At 71.2% G+C, this 16403-nt stretch carries 20 protein-coding genes and 1 pseudogene; 18 read left to right on the top strand and 3 right to left on the bottom strand.

Annotated features, from left to right (window positions below):
- Window position 1 precedes the first annotated feature (1 nt).
- Window positions 2–886 carry an NAD(P)-dependent oxidoreductase gene (locus L7D48_RS00160; RefSeq protein WP_237875802.1) on the bottom strand — a complete coding sequence of 295 codons (885 nt, stop codon included), beginning with the start codon at window positions 884–886 and terminating at the stop codon, window positions 2–4.
- The gene (locus tag L7D48_RS00155; protein ID WP_237875800.1) at window positions 883–2250 is read right to left on the bottom strand and encodes a hypothetical protein; all 1368 of its coding nucleotides are present in this window, start codon (window positions 2248–2250) and stop codon (window positions 883–885) included. Before L7D48_RS00155 ends, L7D48_RS00160 begins: the two co-directional genes overlap by 4 nt.
- 392 nt (window positions 2251–2642) lie before the next feature.
- Between L7D48_RS00155 and L7D48_RS00150 the strand changes: the two genes are divergently transcribed.
- The 13 genes from L7D48_RS00150 to L7D48_RS00090 all read left to right on the top strand — a co-directional run bounded on the left by L7D48_RS00150 (window position 2643) and on the right by L7D48_RS00090 (window position 11907).
- A complete protein-coding gene (locus L7D48_RS00150) occupies window positions 2643–2792 on the top strand; it encodes a hypothetical protein (protein WP_237875798.1) in 150 nt (49 codons plus the stop codon).
- Between the two features lie 95 nt (window positions 2793–2887).
- Window positions 2888–3133: a DUF5999 family protein gene (locus tag L7D48_RS00145; RefSeq protein WP_237875796.1), complete on the top strand. Its 246-nt coding sequence runs from the start codon at window positions 2888–2890 to the stop codon at window positions 3131–3133.
- Window positions 3134–3595: 462 nt separating this feature from the next.
- On the top strand, window positions 3596–4579 hold the full coding sequence (locus L7D48_RS00140; protein ID WP_237875794.1) for an endonuclease/exonuclease/phosphatase family protein: 984 nt from the start codon (window positions 3596–3598) through the stop codon (window positions 4577–4579).
- A 159-nt stretch (window positions 4580–4738) separates the two neighbouring features.
- A complete protein-coding gene (locus L7D48_RS00135; protein WP_237875792.1) occupies window positions 4739–5203 on the top strand; it encodes a roadblock/LC7 domain-containing protein in 465 nt (154 codons plus the stop codon).
- 43 nt (window positions 5204–5246) lie between these two features.
- Window positions 5247–5654, top strand: a complete 408-nt coding sequence (locus L7D48_RS00130) for a 6-carboxytetrahydropterin synthase (RefSeq protein ID WP_237875790.1) — start codon at window positions 5247–5249, stop codon at window positions 5652–5654.
- Window positions 5651–6382 (top strand): 7-carboxy-7-deazaguanine synthase QueE, encoded by a 732-nt coding sequence (locus L7D48_RS00125; RefSeq protein WP_237875788.1) that lies wholly within the window; start codon window positions 5651–5653, stop codon window positions 6380–6382. The genes L7D48_RS00130 and L7D48_RS00125 overlap by 4 nt, the downstream gene beginning before the upstream one ends.
- Entirely contained in the window at window positions 6372–6866 is a 495-nt protein-coding gene (locus tag L7D48_RS00120) for a phosphoribosyltransferase (RefSeq protein ID WP_237875786.1), read from the top strand. The genes L7D48_RS00125 and L7D48_RS00120 overlap by 11 nt, the downstream gene beginning before the upstream one ends.
- Window positions 6851–7690 carry a bifunctional 2-polyprenyl-6-hydroxyphenol methylase/3-demethylubiquinol 3-O-methyltransferase UbiG gene (locus tag L7D48_RS00115; protein ID WP_237875785.1) on the top strand — a complete coding sequence of 280 codons (840 nt, stop codon included), beginning with the start codon at window positions 6851–6853 and terminating at the stop codon, window positions 7688–7690. The genes L7D48_RS00120 and L7D48_RS00115 overlap by 16 nt, the downstream gene beginning before the upstream one ends.
- Window positions 7687–8361: a thymidylate kinase gene (locus L7D48_RS00110; RefSeq protein ID WP_237875783.1), complete on the top strand. Its 675-nt coding sequence runs from the start codon at window positions 7687–7689 to the stop codon at window positions 8359–8361. Before L7D48_RS00115 ends, L7D48_RS00110 begins: the two co-directional genes overlap by 4 nt.
- The gene (locus tag L7D48_RS00105; RefSeq protein WP_237875781.1) at window positions 8343–9380 is read left to right on the top strand and encodes a radical SAM protein; all 1038 of its coding nucleotides are present in this window, start codon (window positions 8343–8345) and stop codon (window positions 9378–9380) included. Before L7D48_RS00110 ends, L7D48_RS00105 begins: the two co-directional genes overlap by 19 nt.
- Entirely contained in the window at window positions 9377–10480 is a 1104-nt protein-coding gene (locus L7D48_RS00100; RefSeq protein WP_237875779.1) for a DegT/DnrJ/EryC1/StrS aminotransferase family protein, read from the top strand. The genes L7D48_RS00105 and L7D48_RS00100 overlap by 4 nt, the downstream gene beginning before the upstream one ends.
- Window positions 10468–11136, top strand: a complete 669-nt coding sequence (locus tag L7D48_RS00095; RefSeq protein WP_237875777.1) for a PolC-type DNA polymerase III — start codon at window positions 10468–10470, stop codon at window positions 11134–11136. Before L7D48_RS00100 ends, L7D48_RS00095 begins: the two co-directional genes overlap by 13 nt.
- 30 nt (window positions 11137–11166) lie before the next feature.
- Window positions 11167–11907 carry a thymidylate kinase gene (locus tag L7D48_RS00090; RefSeq protein WP_237875776.1) on the top strand — a complete coding sequence of 247 codons (741 nt, stop codon included), beginning with the start codon at window positions 11167–11169 and terminating at the stop codon, window positions 11905–11907.
- On the opposite strand, the gene L7D48_RS00085 is transcribed toward L7D48_RS00090, so the two are convergent.
- Window positions 11897–12388: an NUDIX domain-containing protein gene (locus tag L7D48_RS00085; RefSeq protein ID WP_237875774.1), complete on the bottom strand. Its 492-nt coding sequence runs from the start codon at window positions 12386–12388 to the stop codon at window positions 11897–11899. The genes L7D48_RS00090 and L7D48_RS00085 overlap by 11 nt on opposite strands.
- Between L7D48_RS00085 and L7D48_RS00080 the strand changes: the two genes are divergently transcribed.
- From L7D48_RS00080 to L7D48_RS00060, 5 genes and pseudogenes are all read left to right on the top strand, one after another.
- Complete coding sequence (locus tag L7D48_RS00080; protein WP_237875772.1) at window positions 12381–13139, top strand: HAD family phosphatase; 759 nt, start codon at window positions 12381–12383, stop codon at window positions 13137–13139. The two genes, L7D48_RS00085 and L7D48_RS00080, sit on opposite strands and share 8 nt — an antisense overlap.
- Window positions 13139–14062 carry a methyltransferase domain-containing protein gene (locus tag L7D48_RS00075; RefSeq protein WP_237875770.1) on the top strand — a complete coding sequence of 308 codons (924 nt, stop codon included), beginning with the start codon at window positions 13139–13141 and terminating at the stop codon, window positions 14060–14062. The genes L7D48_RS00080 and L7D48_RS00075 overlap by 1 nt, the downstream gene beginning before the upstream one ends.
- Window positions 14059–14361, top strand: coding sequence for a hypothetical protein (locus L7D48_RS00070; RefSeq protein WP_237875768.1), 303 nt, complete (start codon window positions 14059–14061; stop codon window positions 14359–14361). The genes L7D48_RS00075 and L7D48_RS00070 overlap by 4 nt, the downstream gene beginning before the upstream one ends.
- 225 nt (window positions 14362–14586) lie before the next feature.
- Window positions 14587–14917 (top strand): annotated as a pseudogene (locus L7D48_RS29500) (AAA family ATPase); the annotation flags it as partial.
- A 400-nt stretch (window positions 14918–15317) separates the two neighbouring features.
- Window positions 15318–16385 (top strand): restriction endonuclease, encoded by a 1068-nt coding sequence (locus tag L7D48_RS00060; protein WP_237875766.1) that lies wholly within the window; start codon window positions 15318–15320, stop codon window positions 16383–16385.
- Window positions 16386–16403 lie beyond the last annotated feature (18 nt).

Below are 16403 nucleotides of genomic sequence, written 5' to 3'. Positions count from 1 at the left end.
CTCAGTGCGCGCGGTCGTCGCTGGCTGACTCATCCGCCGAACCTTGCCCGTCTCCTGTGCGGAGGTGGGCGAAGACCTCCGGCAGCGGCATGCCGAAGCGGTCCTTGTCCCCCTCCCAGCGGAGCATCACCGACGCCGTCGCCTGCGCGATGTCGCCCGGGAGCCCGGCCTGGCGCAGCGTCTCGGCAACCTCGTGCATCTCCGGCGCCCACCGCCAGGCCCGCGCGGCAACGCTGGGCAGGTAGTCCGCGTCGGTGAGGATGTCGGCGGGCATCGTCTGGGCCTGCTCGACCAACTCGGCGGCCACCCCGTGCGCCTCAGCCAGGGCGTGGGAGACCGCGGCGATCGTGCGGGCCGCCTTCTGGAAGCCAGCGAAGGCCATCTTCAGCGCGGAGGCCGAGCCGATCGGGCGCTCCAGTGCCCGCACCTGAAGATCGGTGCCCTCGAAGGTGTCGGCCAGCGCCCGCACTCCGCGCTGGTCACCGGACAGGCACAGGCTCGCCTGCCGTCCTCCGGTCGGCGGAGGCCCGAAGACCGCGCCGTCCACCACAGCGGCGCCGCGTTCGGAGAACAGCGCGGTGATCCGCTCCATGCGGTGCGGACTGATTGCGTTGGCGTCGACGAAGACACCCGCATACGGCAGGGCGGCGACCTGCCGGGCCACGTCCTCGGCCGCGTGCGGTGGGCAGAGCGACACCGCCAGATCGCTCACCGCCAGGGCGTCGGCCAGTGAACCGCACGCCTCCATGCCCGCCTTGGCCGCCCGGACCCGGGTGGACTGGCTGCGGCCGTCGGGCACCCACAGCACCCGGGCACCGCCGTGTACGGCCTGTTCGCCGACGGCGGCGCCCATCGCGCCGGGGTGTAGCAGCGTCATGGTGGTCATCGGGCACTCCCCGGAGGTAGGGCGGCGCGCTCCCGCCCCGCGTGCGAGGCGATCGCGTCCCGCAGGTTCACGGCTGTCGGCGACGACGCGGCGGGGTGTACGGCTAGGTGGCGGCCGAACTGCTCCAGACGCTTTGTGACGCTCTCCGTGGGGCGCCGTGCCGCCGTGCCCAGCACGGTGTGCACCGTGCCCGCGGTGCCGTCGAGGTCGCCCCGGCCGAGCCGTGCCAGGGCGAGGTCCATGCGGGCGAGGGAGAGCTCCCCGAGGCGCCGGCGCTCCGGCGGATCGGCCTCGAACAACTCCACCGCCTCCTCAGCCCGGGCTTCGGCCTCGCTCAGCTGCCGGTTCCCGCCCAGCCACAGGTGGGTGCTGCTGGCGTAGAAGAGTTGCTTGGCGAGCGGGAACGCCATCATGCCGCCGGGGATGTCTTCCCCGTCCGCCTGCTCGCGCAGCGTGTCGGCGGTGCGCAGGGCCGCGAGGGCGTCGCCCGGGCTGTTCAGCTGTCCGTAGGCACGGGCCTCGATGCTGGCCAGGCGGATGTGGGCGGTGCCGTTCTCGGGCTGGTAGTCACGCCCGGACGCGGCCAGGCGGACGGCATCGCGAGGGCGTCCGTCCCAGTACGCGACCAGGGCCTGGAGTCCGCGGATCCAGGCGCGGGTCCCGTTGTGGCCTGCGAGTTCCGCGCACAGGAACCCCGCGCGGGCCTGGGTCTCCGCGGCGGCGTAACGCCCCAGGTCGAAGCTCGCGTTGGCCAGGATGCCGCACAGGATGCCCGCGGCGAGGTAGAGGTCCTTGGTGTACTGGGGCGGCTGCCGCCCTTCCAGCAGCTCGAACGTACGGTCGCGCAGCTCCCTGACCTCAAGAAACAGCGGCTCGACGGGGCGGTTGGGGTAGGTCGCGACGATCCGACGGATGTCCGCGTCGAGTTGCTCCATGGTGTGCGGCCCGATGTTGCTGCACTCGGCCTCGGCGGCGAAGCGCGCGGACTCGTGAGCAGCCGCCATCACCACATCCTCGGATACGAAGTCGGAACGCCCGGTCGTATCACAGTGTGCGGCATCCGTCGGCCGGGACTCCGTTCTGGTTTCCACCGGGGCGGCACCGCCCCGGCTGAACAGCTGCTCCGCCGTCAGCAGGAACATGCGCTCCAGGACACGTCGCGCGTCCGACCTGGGAATGCCGACCATGTCCCCGTGCGCCCACCGGAGGAACTGCCGCCTGCCGATCGTGCAGGACCTCAGAGACGCCGGTCCCTGCGTCTCCGCCAACTCTCTGGCGGTGGCCTCGTACGCCTGCCGGAAACGGTGGTAGTCCTGCAGGCGCCGTTCCCTGATGAGCATCTGAAAGACGGTTGGTCGCTCCATCACCGCTCCTACGTTCGCGTCCTGACGCCCAACAAGCTAGACAGCACCGCACCGGCAAAGCGACGGTCTCAGCCCCGAAAGACCGCTTCCGTGGAGATGTGACACCTCTACGACGCGGAACGTCATCGGACGTCGCTGTTGCGGCACTGGTTGTGTCACCGCCCTCGCCGGGATCCTGCCTTCACCACGGAAGCGATCGACCCGGTCACGTTGCGTGTTGGGTTCCTGTTGCGTGCTCTGCGCCAAGGCTCGGCGCGGGCTAGGTCGGCAGCGGAACGCGGTGCATCCGTCAGCCGAGATCGTCACACCTGGCCGCCCCGCGGTGGCGAGTCTTCCGTGACCCGATGTCCGCAGGATCTCCCTCAACAGCCCAAGACGAGGAATGACGCCCTATGTCCATTGGCAGCCCCAGCAACCAGGTCCGACGGTTCGCCGCCGGCCTCCGCCGCAACGTGGGCGCCGTACTGATCATCTCGATGCTGCTCACCTCCGCCGCATGGGGTCTGTGGCCCCTGGTCGAGTCACTGCTGTTCGACGGGTGAGGCGCCACGCCCCCTCCCGGTCCGCCCACCGTACGAGCGGACCCACTTCCTTCTGCCGGACAGTGCCTCGTTCTGCTTCGTCGAAAGGTGTAGCCGTGTGCCGACACCAGCCTCCCTGCCCAACAGCCGGTGCCGCCGACCGGGGTGCCGCCCACATCGCGGTATGCCACCCCGAGCAGGAATGGAGCCTGCTATGCAACGGTGTCCTGGTCTTCGGGGACACCGGCGAGCTGCTGCCGGACGGCCGAATCGTCGCTCCGCGCCGCCCACCAGTGCCCGAGTCGATGACCACTTGCTCGGCTTCCGCCACGGCGCCCCACACGATCGGGGGTGTGGTGTGAAGGCGGGCAGGGCCTCGAAAGCAGCCCTCCTTTTATTGGCCCCCGTGGGCATCGAAGCCCGCCCTCCCAGTTCGGCCCGCTTCTGCGATCGCTATCTGGGCGGGAAGGACAACTACGGCGCCGACCGGGACCGGTGCGGCGCGGTGCGCTCCACGCTGGAGCTGCTGATGAACTGGGTGCCCGTCGACAGCTACCTGTCCGCTGATACACCCCGCCGGCGACTTCCAACCCGACACCTTCCGCCGTACCGATGCCCTGTACCACGAGACGGGTCTGCCCCGACGGGAAGTCACCGCGCTGTTCGGCGGGCTGGAGCTGCCTGTCTCCTGACGTCACTGCGGCCGGAGGGCACTTTCGCTCCCTCCACCTCGCCCGCCTTCCGCTCTGGTCCTCCACGGTCTACGCCGGCATAGCGATCAAGCTCTGCTCCCTACCCGCTCTCACCTACCTGGAGCCCCTCCTGTGACTCATGCACTGCCCATCTCCGTCTCGACCGGTCCGGCCGCTGCACTCGCCTCCTCCCACGCCGGCACTCCACGACCGGACCGAGACCAGCCAACGGCACCTGATCCCGCGGGTGCGGATGAGGTCCGGTTCCTGTCCTGGAACGTACGCAAGGGCACCTACGTCAAGCAGGCCTGCGAGTGGATCGATGAGCGGATGCCGGACGTGGTGATGTGGCAGGAGTTCCAGCGGGCCGACCGTGCGAGGATCGAGGACTGGCTGGGCATGGAGACCTACCTCGCCCCGCCCCTGCCGGGCTCGTCCAACGACAACGCCATCCTGGTGCGTCCGGGCGGGCCGCTGGCAGTGACCGCCGAGTACGAGCACCGATGGGCTCCCTGGCATGCCCCGGCCAACATCGAGGTCCGCCTGCACGGCGATGGCGGTGCCCTGAGCCGACACGGCCTGTTTCTGGTCTCCAAGCACGACTGCTACTGGTCTGCCCTTCCCCGGCAGATCGAAGCCGACTGGTTGACGACCCTGGCCAAGCCTGGCCGGCTGGCCCTGATCATGGGTGACTGGAGTGGTTTCCCAGCCGGTACGGACATCGACTGGAAAGCCGTGGAGGATCGGGCGTTCTACGTCAACCACACCTACCTGGACGGCAACGGCATACGCCGCACCGACGACCGGGCCGACCGCACCACCACCGACGCCGAGTTCGTCGACCCCGCCCGCTGGGCCGCTGACCGCCTCGGCCAGCCCCGCGCTCTTGACCCGACCACCGGGTACGGTCCCGACAAGATCCGGCAAGCCGGACCGACGCGCACCGACCGCGCCGCCATGAGTGCTGAGCTGGCAGCGGCCATCACCCGTTTCGCCGTCGGCGACCCCGTCGAACACCCCGAGCTGGACTGGATCTCCGACCACCGCCCCCTGGAACTCTTCCTCGACCGGCGCGCCCTTCACATGATCGTGAACCGCGCCCCGGCCCGGTCCTGACACCACCGAAACCACCGCTCCCGCCTGCGGATGCTCCCGTTGCGGCCCGCAGGCGGGAGCGGCTCGAAGCTCTCCCCCACCCGGTGGCCGAGCCGCGTCCCCTGCCGGCGCTCCGGGTGGAGGAGTCCCCCGTCCGCTTCCACACCAGAGAAGGCGACCATGCCGAGCGACCAGCCGACCGGACCCCGAGACCTGGACTGGCTCCTCCAGGGCCTCGTCGAACGCGTCCCCCGCACCCGCAGCGCGATCCTGCTGTCCTCCGACGGTCTGGCCAAGGCCTCCCACGGTCTGGAGGCCGACCACTGCGACAGCCTGGCGGCCGTCACCTCCGGCCTGTACGCCCTGGCCCGCGGCGCCGCCGGACGTCTCGGCGACAGCGGCGGTGTACGGCAGATCATGGTCGAGCTCACCGACACCGTCCTGTTCGTCTCCACCGCCGGAGACGGCGCCCGCCTGGCCGTCCTCGCCGACCGCGAGGCCGACGCCGCCGTCCTCGGCCACGAGGCGGCGCAGCTGGCCAGAAGCGTCCGCCACCACCTGGCCACCCCCGCCCGGCAGCCCTCGCAGAACCTGCGGGGAGCGGGCTGCGGCTTCTCGGCACCTCCTGCTGCCGAACCGGCATGAACCCCACGACCGTTCCCGACCCGTTCTCACGGAAGGCGACATCATGAGCGAACCCCGCTACAGCGTCACCAGGCGGATCGGCCCCGTCAGCGCCATGCACGCGATCCTGGGACTGCCCGAGGGGCACGAGTGCCGCAACATGCACGGCCACAACCTCTACGTCGAGGTCACCGTCGGCGCCGGGGAGCTGACCGGTCCCGGCTTCGTGGTCGACTTCAACGACCTCGCCCCGCTGGAGGAGTACCTGCGGTCCTGGTCGCGGCTGGAGTCCCTCAACTCCCTCTTCCAGGGGCAGGATCCGACCGTGGAGCGGCTGGCCGAGCACATCGCCGCCTGGTACGGCCGGCACATCGCCCCCGGGGCGAACGGCGAACTGGTCGCGGTGACGGTGCACGAGAACGAGACCTGCTCGGCCACCTTCCGCCCGGCGCCGCAGGCGGTGCCCCGGTGAGCGCCGCGGCGGCCGCGATCCACCGCCGCGCCGCGGCCGCGGGGGACCTGGTGGTCAGCGAGCTGTTCACCTCCCTCCAGGGCGAGGGCCCCTCGGCCGGGCAGACCGCGGTGTTCGTCCGGCTGGGCGGCTGCAACCTGGACTGCTCCTGGTGCGACACCCCCTACACCTGGCGGTGGGACCGGCACGACCCGCGGGCGGAGCTGTCCGTCCGGCCGGTGGCGGATGTCGTGCGGCAGGTTCTGGAACAGCGGGCGCCCCGGGTGGTCGTCACCGGCGGTGAGCCGCTGCTCCAGCAGCGGGCGCTGCTGGAGCTGGTGGCCCTTCTGCACGAGGCCGGGCGGCTGGTGGAGATCGAGACCAACGGCACCATCGCGCCGGCGCCGCGACTGGTCGAGGGCGCGGCCCGGTTCAACGTCTCCCCGAAACTGGCCACCTCCGGTGTCAGGGCGGGCAGGCGGATCGTCCCCGACTCGCTGACCGCACTGGCCGGCACGGGCAAGGCCGTCTTCAAGTTCGTCGTCACCGACCCGGGCGCCGACGTCCCCGAGGTGGAGGAACTGGCCGCCTCCTACGGCATGGAGTCGGTGTGGCTGATGCCGCAGGGCACCAGCGGGCCCGAGGTCGTGGACGGGATGAGGGCCCTGGCCGAGGCCGCCGTACCGCGGGGCTGGTCGGTCAGTCCGCGGCTGCACGTGCTGCTGTGGGGTGACGCACGTGGCCGCTGACCCGCGCGTGGGCGCGGTGCTGTCCTGGGGCGACGTCGAGGCCCTCACCGGGAGCATCGCGGAAAGAGTCTGGGCGGACGGGGCGCCGGAGGCGGTGGTGGGGGTCCTGCGCGGCGGCATGGTCCCGGCCACGCTGCTCGCGCACCGGCTCGGTGTGCGGGACATGCGGGCGGTGGAGGTCACCCGCACCACCGCCGACGGGGTGGGCGCGGCCAAGGCACCCGAGCCGCAGTACCGCAACCCGGCCTCCCTGGGCGTACTGGCCGGGCTGGACGTGCTGGTGGTCGACGACATCGCCGGCAGCGGAGCCACCCTGGACCGCGCCCGCCGCCTGGTCCGGGCCCTGGGACCGTCCCGGATCCGCACCGCCGCCATGGCCGTGAACCGGGACAACTGGTCCACCGAACCGGGCCCTGAAGAGGCCGTCGACTACATCGGAGAACTCTACGAAGGATGGGTGGTCTTCCCATGGGAGAGGCACTGACCGGCAGGGCGTTACCGGAGCAGTACCGCACCCGGCCCGGTACGCCGATGATCGGGCCCTACAGCACCAACCAGATGGACGACTTCTACACGGCGCTGTTCACCGGGCACGCCAAGCCGTCCGGGATCATGAACTTCCTCCAGCACCAGTACATCGCCGAACGCTGCAGCCCCGGCACGCGCGTGGCCGACGTGTGCTGCGGCCGCGGCCTGCAACTGCCGGTGCTGTACCGGACGGCGCCGCACATCGCCTCCTACACCGGGCTGGACATCAGTCCCGGCAATCTCGCCGAGGCGGCCGCGACGGCGGAGCGGCTGGACGCCCACTACGGGCGGCGGCCCTTCCCGATCGCCTGGCACGAGACGGACGTCTCCGGGCCGTGGCCGGACGGCCTGCCCCGGTTCGACGTGATGGTCAACACCAGTGCCTTCGAACATCTGCCGCGCGAGCGGGGCGTGGCCAGTCTGCACCGCATAGCCGCCGCCCTGGCCGATGAGGGCCGGCTGTACCTGTCGACCCCGGAGACGCCCGGACCGCCACCGCGTCCCCTGCAGCACCGCGTCCACGTCTACGAGTGGAACCGCGCCGAGTTGGAGCCGGAGCTGAACGCCGCCGGGCTGGAGGTGGTGGAGGTGGTCGGCCTGCTCCCGGCCGGTGAGGAGCAGGTCGCCTCCGCCTTGGCGAACCGGTTCGGGCCGGGCGCGGACGCGCTGTACCGGCGGCTGGTGGAGGTGGTGCCGGAGGCGTTCGTGTCCGCGGTCTCGGCGGCCGCGGTGCCCGAGGCGGCCAGCGAGCTGCTGTACGTGTGCCGGAGGCGGCCTTGATCGTGTGGGTGAGCCTGGAGGGCCCCAACGGGGTCGGCAAGACCCGTCTGGCGCACCGCCTGGCGCAGCGGCTGGGGAGCGGCTGCGTGCTGCTGGAGGAGATCAGCGACCTGCGCGGAGACGGCCTGCCCCCGACCCTGGTCGGGGCGCTCGCCGCCGGCGGGGACCCGTTCCTGCGCGGGGCGTCGCCGCTGGCGCGGACGCTGGTCCTCCTGGCGCTGAAGACCCGCGCTTTCGAGCAGGCCCGCTGCAGCGGCGCCGCCGTCGTGCTCGAGGACCGCGGAGTGGACACGGTCGCCGCCTACCAGGCCGCCGTCCTCGCCGGCACCGGGGCACCCCCGGAGCTGCTGCACCGGGAGATGGAGCGCGTCTACGCCACCGTCTCCGCTTTCCGGCCGCTGCCGGATCTGACGCTGCTGCTGCTGGACGATCCGGCCGTATGCGCTCGCCGCTACGCGCTGCGGACGGGACGCCCCATGGACGCGGGTGAGCGCGCCCTGTCGGACTGCGCCACCGCCCTCTACCGGCACCGGGCCGAGCGCGAGCCCCGACGGTTCCGTGTCGTCGACCGCCGGGGGCTGGACGAGGACGCCGTCGTGGACCGGCTGGCGCGCGCCGTCGTCGAAGCGACCAACGAGGAGGAGGACCTGCCGTGCCCGACCGGAACGTAGACCTGCTGTGGGCGCTGCGCAGCCCCTGCAACCTGGGCTGCACGTACTGCTACTTCGGCACGATCGAGGAGCACCGCGACCGGCCGGCACTGGAGGTCGGACGGCTCTCCCACCTGTCCCGCACCGATCTGGGTCTGCCGGAGATCTCCGCGTTCGTCGCGACGCTGGCCGACTCACCGGTGCGCCGGATCTTCCTCGCCGGCGGGGAACCGCTGATCTGGCCTCCCGTACTGGAGATCGTCGAGGAGATCAAGCGCGGCGGCGTCGAGGTGGTGCTGTGCACCAACGGCATACCGCTGGGCCGTGACGCCGTCGCCCGGCGCATCGTTGAACTCGGGGTGGATGCCGTGTCGGTCTCCCTGGACGCCGACACCGCCGCCGTCAACGACCGCTACCGGCCCGCCCGCAACCGCAAGGACGGCTTCGACCAGGTCCTGGCCGGTGTGGAGAACCTGCTGCGCCGGCGTGCCGAAGCCGGTGGGCAGGGGCCGCGGATCGGGCTGTACGCGGCCATCGGGCGCCACAACATCGCCGCGATCAACACCGTGCCCCGGCTGGCCGCCGACCTCGGGCTGGACTACTTCGTGCCCCAGCCCGTCTCCCTGGCGCCCGACCACGCGCTGCACGACGAGCTGTGCCTGCGGCCGGACGACATCGAGCGGGTACGGGCCGAGCTGGACCGCCTGTGGCGCAGCCGCCCGGTCGACCTGCCCGACGCCTCCTACCCCGACCGGTTCGTCGCCGCCGTCACCCCCGGCGCCCCGAGCCGTGTGGCGGCGTGCTTCGGCGGCACCTTCCTGCACTTCATCCAGCCCGACGGCTCGGTGTGGGACTGCCCCTCCGCTCTGCGGATCGCCGTCACCGAGCCGGACCGGCGCCGCAGCATCGCGGGCCGCACGGCCGCCGAGCTGTTCGCCCACGACGGCGCCTGCGGCGGGTGTGCGCTGTTCTCCGCCGACTGCGTGTCGATGTGGCCTCTGACCGGGTTCGGCTCCTTCCTGCCGGGAGGTGTGCGGTGACCGCACGGCCGACCACACCGCCGAGCCGTGCCGTGGCCGCGGCCACGACCGCGCTCCGGCGGATGCCCGATCCGTTCACCTCCCGGGAGGCGGACGCCTACGACCGGGCGCTCGCGCAGGCCTTCGGCGTCCGGCACGCGCTGTGCACTTCCTCCGGCACCGCGGCCCTGCACCTGGCGCTGCTGGCCGCGGGCATCGGGGCCGGGGACGAGGTGCTGGTGCCGGCTCTCGCGGTGCCGATGTCCATCGCCCCGCTGCACTACATCGGCGCCGTCCCCGTCTTCGTCGACTGCCCCGCCGACGGGGTCGGCCTCGATCTGAAGGACGCCGCCGCCAAGCTCACCGACCGCACCCGCGCGGTGCTGCCGGTGCATCTGTGGGGCCGGGCCCCGGATCCGGCTCCCTTGGCCGCCTTCGCCCGGCGGCACGGCCTGGTGGTCGTCGAGGACGCCTGCCAGGCGCACGGCACCCGGGTCGGCGGGCGGCTCGCAGGCACCGGCGGGGACGTGGGCTGCTTCTCCACCAAGGACGGCAAGCTGCTGTGGTCCGGCGAGGGCGGCTTCCTGGTCACCGAAGACGACCGTATCGCCGACCAGGCGCGCGCCCTGCGCAACCACTACCTCACCCCGCCCGCCCGAGTCCTTCCACTGTCCCGGGTCGGCTTCAACCACCGGCTGGCCGAGCCGCTGGCCGCATACGCCCACGGCAGTCTGCACCGCTTCGACGAGCTGCTGGAGCGGCGCCGCGCCCAAGCCGCCGCCCTGGCCGAACTGCTGTCCGGCCTGAGCCGGCTCACCCCCATCACCCCGGCGCCCGGATGGAACGGCTACAGCGCCCTGTTCGAGCTCCACCTGGACCAGCCTCGGGCCTTCGCCACGCTGCTGGCGGCCCGCGGCGTGGCCAACAGCGTCGGAACCTTCCACCTCGCCCCGGCCGACCGCCGCCCGGCTCTGACCGTCCGCCCGGCCGCACCGTGCCGGCGGGCCGAGCGCGTCATCGACACCACCCTCGCCGTGGTCGTCCACCACGGCCACCGCGACGAGGACCTGCACACCATCGCCGAGACCATCGCCAAGGAGGCGGCCGCATGGGCCCCGTGACACACCTCGCAGAAGACCCGGAGTTCCAGCAGACCCACTTCGTCGTCATCGACTTCGAAGGCACCACACCCGCCGGGCACTCACCCGAGCCGATCGAGGTGGCGTGCCTGGGACTCCGGCACCAGCCCGGTCAGGGCCCTCAGCCCACCGGATTCCGCTGGGAGTCCCTGATGCGGCCTCCGGCCCATGCCCCCGTCACCCCGGCCGACACCGCGCAGATGGGCATCCGCCCCGAAGACGTCGCCGGCCGGCCGCCCGCAGGCGAGGTCCTGGCCCGGCTGGACGCCGACCTGCCCGACGCCCCCACACTCCTGGTCGCCCACAGCGCCGCGGTCGAGGCCGGCTTCCTCTACCGCTACCGGCAGCGCTGCACCCGTTTGGCGATGCTGCCGGTCCTGGACACCATCCGCATGGCCCGCCTCGCCCACCCCGGTCTGCCTCGGTACTCCCTGGACACACTCATCGACCACTTCGGCCTGCCGCGCCCGGAGCAGCGGCACCGCGCCATGGGGGACGTGGAGGTCACCGCCCTCCTCTTCCAGCGGCTGCTGGCCGACCTCGCCCGCACCGGTGCCGTCACCACCCTGGCCGCCCTGGCCCGGCAGTGCGCCCGCCCGCCCAAGGCCGCCGAGCCCGAGCAGCTCACCTTCGGCTGACCCCTTCTCCCGGCGAACGGAAGGTCCCTGATGCACCCGACCGGCTCCCACCCCGGCCTGCTCGTCAGCATCGAAGGCGTCAACGGCGTCGGCAAGGACTACCTCCTGCAGCGCGCCCGGCCCCGGCTCACCCGCCCCAGCCGCACCATCACCGAGTTCTCCGCCCGGATGCGCTCCACCGGAACCCCGGGCCTGTCCCAGCAGATCCTGCACGCCATGGCCCGGGCCGCCGACGGAGACCACTTCCTGCGCGGCGGCGCCCCCCGCAGCGAGACGCTGCTGCTCCTGGCCGTCAAGACCCACGACTACGAGTCCGCGCTCCCCCACCTGCTCGACGGCGCCACCGTGGTGGAGGGGCGCAGCCTGCACTCCACCGCCGTCTACCAGTCGCTCATCCTGGAGCCGGCCGACCCCCTGCCCACCGCCCGGCGCCTGCTGGGCCTGGGCGCCCGGTGGCGTCCCCTGCCGGATACGACCGTCCTCGTCACCGACGACCTCAATGCCGCCCTCGCCCGGGCCGAGCAGCGCGACGGCAAGATCTTCACACCCGAGGAGCGCACCCTGCACCGGCGCGCCGAGGAACTCTTCCGCGAGCTCGCCGACGGCGACGACCGCATCCGCGTCCTGGACCGGCGCCTCCTGGCGCCCGGCGAGGCCGCAGCCCTCATGGCGCAGTGGATCGACCGGGCCGCCGCCCGGAAGGCGGCCGGGGCCACGGCCGTGCCCCGACCCCGCGGTGCCTCGGACGCGGACGAGCAGGTCAGCTCGTGAGCCGCGCCAACTCCCCGATCCGGCCGAACAGCTCCTTGCCCACGATCTTCGTGTCCTCGGGGGCGTGGAGCTCGGCCAGCTCCTCCTCCGCCGTCCACCGGAAGGGATGGACCGCCTCGCCCACCGGGACCCCCGGCGCGTCGACGACCGCGACGTACAGGTGCTCGATGTGCACGTGCGGCTCGCCGTGGTGGTTGTCGCGCGCCGCGGGGATCTCCACCGTCCACCACGGCGCGGCCACCGCCGGATGCGGGTATCCCGCCGGCAGCTCCGGTCCCGGCGCCGGCAGCAGCCGTCCGGTGAACCCGGACTCCTCCACCAGCTCCCGCAGCGCGCCCTGGTCTGGTGTCTCACCGGCCTCGACGTGGCCGCCGGGCACCATCCACCAGCCCAGCCGCGGGTGCTCGATCATGCCCAGCCGCCATCGGCCGTCCACCAGAGCGAACGGGAAAACAGACGCAGTGGGGTGCTTGATGGTCATATCCGGATCCCATGGGCAGCGGCACGACACGGCCGCGGACGCGGCCGCACCGCCCGACTCTCCCACAACCGGCCACCTCCGCAGGGGCGTTCCGGCCACTTCTCACCCCTCCCCCGTCCCGGGACGCCGCCTCCGTCTCGACTCGGCACTCCACGGGGTCGGCGCGCTTGTCCTGGACTGGGACGGCACCCTCGCCGACACCCACCAAGCCCGCTACCGCGCCCTGTCCCAGGCCCTGGCCCCCTTCGGCGTCTTACTGGACGAGGACTTCTACCGTGCCCGGTCCGGACGGCCGGTCCTCGATCTCCTCAGCCGACTGCCCGTACCGGTTCCGGCCGACCGCGTCCGGGAGGCCAGCGCCCGCCTGCTGCTGGAGCACCTGCGCTCGGGCCATCTGCAGCCCGTCCCCGCCACCCTCGCGCTGCTGCACCAGGCGCGTGCCGCCGGCCTGCCGTGCGCCATCGCCTCCAGCGCCTCCCGACGCCTGGTCACCACGGGGCTGCGGGCGCTGGACCTGGAGCACATGTTCGCCGCCGTGGTCACGGCCGACGAGACCTCCCGCGGCAAGCCCGCCCCCGAGGTCTTCCTCCGAGCCGCCGCCGAACTCGCCCTCCCGCCCGCCGCATGCCTCGCGGTCGACGACGCCCACGACGGCATCGCCGCAGCCCGCGCCGCGGGCATGCCCGTCCTCACCCTCACCGGCACCCCGCCGGTCCTCGTCATCCCGCCCCCTGAGAGAACCGTCCCGTGATGGATGTCCACACCGCGAACCCGTCCACATGCCTGGAGACCCGCCGACTGTTCCGGCCGTTCTGCGCGCACCAGATGCCCGCCGACGCTGCCGCCCGGCTCCGGTCCCACCTCGACGCCTGCCCCGGCTGCTGGTCCGCCTGGAACGCCTACCGGTGGCACCGCGCCCTGGACACCGACCTCGGGCGCGCGCTGCGCGACTTCCTCGGCGAGGACTTCGTGCCCTTCCACGACTCATCCAAGGCCCTGGCCGCCGCCTGGGACGCCGCCGCCCCCACCATGCCCCGGCAGCGGGCCGACTTCTTCCGCGCCAGCACCGACTACCTCTACAACTCGACCATCTGGACCGCCAGCGGCAACCGCCCGCCCTACCTGGCCCAGGCCCTCCCCGTCCTGCGACGGCTCCGGGCCGCCAGCGTCATCGACTACGGGTGCGGGATCGGAGCCGACACCCTCGGCCTCCTCCACGCGGGCTTCACCGTCCTCGCCTGCGACTACTCCTCGCCCTCCACCGACTTCCTGCACTGGCGAGCCGCCCGCGACGGCGTATACGTACGCACCGTCGAGCCCGGCCGACTCGTCCCGCCGCACGGTGCGGACACCCTGTGGATCATCGACACCCTCGACCACCTCCCCGAACCGCGCACCGCCCTGGACGAGGTGCTGAACGCCGTACGCATCGTGATCACAGAGAATCTGAACCACGGCCGCGGGCACGGCAACCAGCGCTTCCACCACCGCATGGCCCCGGACGAGCTGTGTGCCTTCTTCGCCACCTACGGGCTCCAGCCCCAACCCACCGCCCCGGCGACACGCCACCTGACCGTCTGGCTCCGCGCCGGGTACGACGCAGCCTCCACCCGCGAGGGCACCCGTACACGAATCGAGCCCCATCCTTTCGGCCGACGCGGAGGAGAAGCGTGACCGAGACCGCCAACAGACTGCATGACGACGATGCGTCCGACGCACCGACCGCGAAGAAGACGACCGCCGCCGAGGAGACCCTGACGTTCTCTCACCCCGGCGGCGACGGTCTGGAGCTGGCCGACCTGCTGCCGGCCGCAGCATGGCTCGGCGGCTCCCCTCCCTGGTCGGGCGGACCTTCGCCCTGGCGTGGGAGGTGGACCGCAAAGCCGTGGTCGCTCTGCTGGCCTGCCAGCTCGTCTCCGGGGTTTCCGGAGCGCTGGGTCTGTTCGTCACGACCGAGGCGTTTCGCGTGCTGATCGAGACGGCGCACGACCCGAGCCGACTGCGCGCGGCGATCCCCCAGGTGGTGGCCTCATTCCGGGGCGAGCGCGTCACCTACCTGGCGACGGTGGCCACCCACAAGGACCGGCGCGTGACGTACATGCTGCGCTGGCACATGATCGCCAAGGAGCAGGCCGACCAGATCCGCACCGACACCCTCGCCCCTTACCTACTGAAATGGTGGGGGGAGTGGCCCTGTCGCCGGGGGGCAGTGGCAGCGCATCGCCATCGCCCGAGCCGCGCACCGCGACGCGGGCCTGCTGGTCATGGACGAGCCCACCTCGGACCTGGACCCGCGGGCCGAACACCGCATCTTCACCGGCCTGCGCAAGCTGGCCGGCGACTGCGCCGTCGTGCTGGTCACCCACAACCTCGCCAATACCCCGATCGCCGACCGCGTGGTCGTCATGGACAAGGGTCGTGGTGCAGACCGGCACCTTCCACGAACTGATCAACCGGCCTGGGCTGATGCGGGACCTGTGGCGCTTCCAGCAGGACCGGGACGCCTGCCGCCCCGACACCGCTGACTGACTGTTCCCGCCTGCTTGTCCGCACGAACCGGATAGTGGCCGATCCACGGCTCTTCCCGCTCCATCAAGGCTCGAGCCCCATATGACCAAGAGCTAAGCCACCCCGCAGAGCGGGGTTCGATGATTTGGACGAGTCGTTGGAAACCATCTCCCACCTACTCCAAGAGTAGACGCCTAAACGATTCGAGATGCGGCTGACCGTCGTCAGGCGAGACGATGTTCTCTGGCGCCACCCACGCCAGTAGCCAGCCCACCCCCACCGACTGGCACCGGCCACGGCAGGAAGAAACCCTGTAGAGCCATCACCCACTTCGCACACCGGATGCACACCTCCTCTCGTTCGCAAGTGAGATGATCATTCGTTACTGTGAGTGTCCTGCATGAGAGGGAGGGACGGCAGGATGATCAGAGAGTCCGCACTAAGGGGCTACTTACTGGAGGAAGCTCTGGCCTGGATGCTGCGCTTCAGTGGTTACCGGCTGCTCGTCCAAGCGAGCCAGGATCCGTTCGAGCTGGTGATGGAAGGTGGAGCCCTTCGGGTCCGTGGTCGGGGTGCGGTGCATCAGGTCGATGTGCTCGGGGAATTCGCGTTCACTCCGGCGTTCTCCATGCCTGTACGTCTGTTCCTGGAAGCCAAGTACTACCAGGGGCGCTGTGGGCTGGAGGTTGTCAGAAACGCCCACGGGGTGGTGCACGACGTGAACGAGAATTTCATGACGAGTCCAGGAACCCGACCGCGACAACGGTACAAGTACTCTTATGCCTTGTTCTCCGCAAGCGGCTTCACGGCAGATGCTCAGAAGTACGCACTCGCTCACCAGATCTCTCTGGTAGATCTGTCCGGCGCTTCTTTCGCCTGGCTACTGGGTATCATCGGAGCCACGGCTTCAGCCTTACATAGGACGCAGAAAAATCTGCCTGAATCAACACCGTTCCCGGTAAATTGGCTACGTACGAAATTACGTCGGGCACTGAAGACGTCCCCTTCGTACCTGCTGCCACAGCCCGGCTCGACCGACGAAAAATTCACGCAGGCGGCCGACAGCGCAGTGGCTGAGTTCGCTTCCGTGCTGCGGCAGCGCAGCGACGCGGGGTTGCTGCTCGGCTTCCCTTCGGCTCCGTTCATCCTCCCGCTCGTTGCCGACAATCAAAGTCGGTTTTTGAAGTACGCCGACGCAAGACCGGACCACACTGTGCGGATCAAGCGACGCGGCATGGGAGCTGCGTCGGAGTGGACGGTATCGCCCGCGAGTGCAGTCGGTGCATACGAGCTGGCCTTCAAGCTTCCTGAGCACATTGAGGAGTGGATCAGCGGTATTGAAGAGAAGGAACGTCGGCGCGCCTTGCAGATCAAGGAGCAGTTCCTATCGACGATCACGCTCTACCGGGTGAACGGCGCAGGTGTACGCACTTATCAGTTGCGCTACGAACCAAGTTCACTCTCCCGCGCCAAGCACATCTCGTCGTAGACGCTGGTGCTCCGGCGC

Source organism: Streptomyces sp. ICN903, assembly GCF_022015835.1.
In the GTDB taxonomy this organism is placed as follows: Bacteria; Actinomycetota; Actinomycetes; order Streptomycetales; family Streptomycetaceae; genus Streptomyces; species Streptomyces fenghuangensis.
This window is presented reverse-complemented; position numbering and strand designations above follow the sequence as displayed.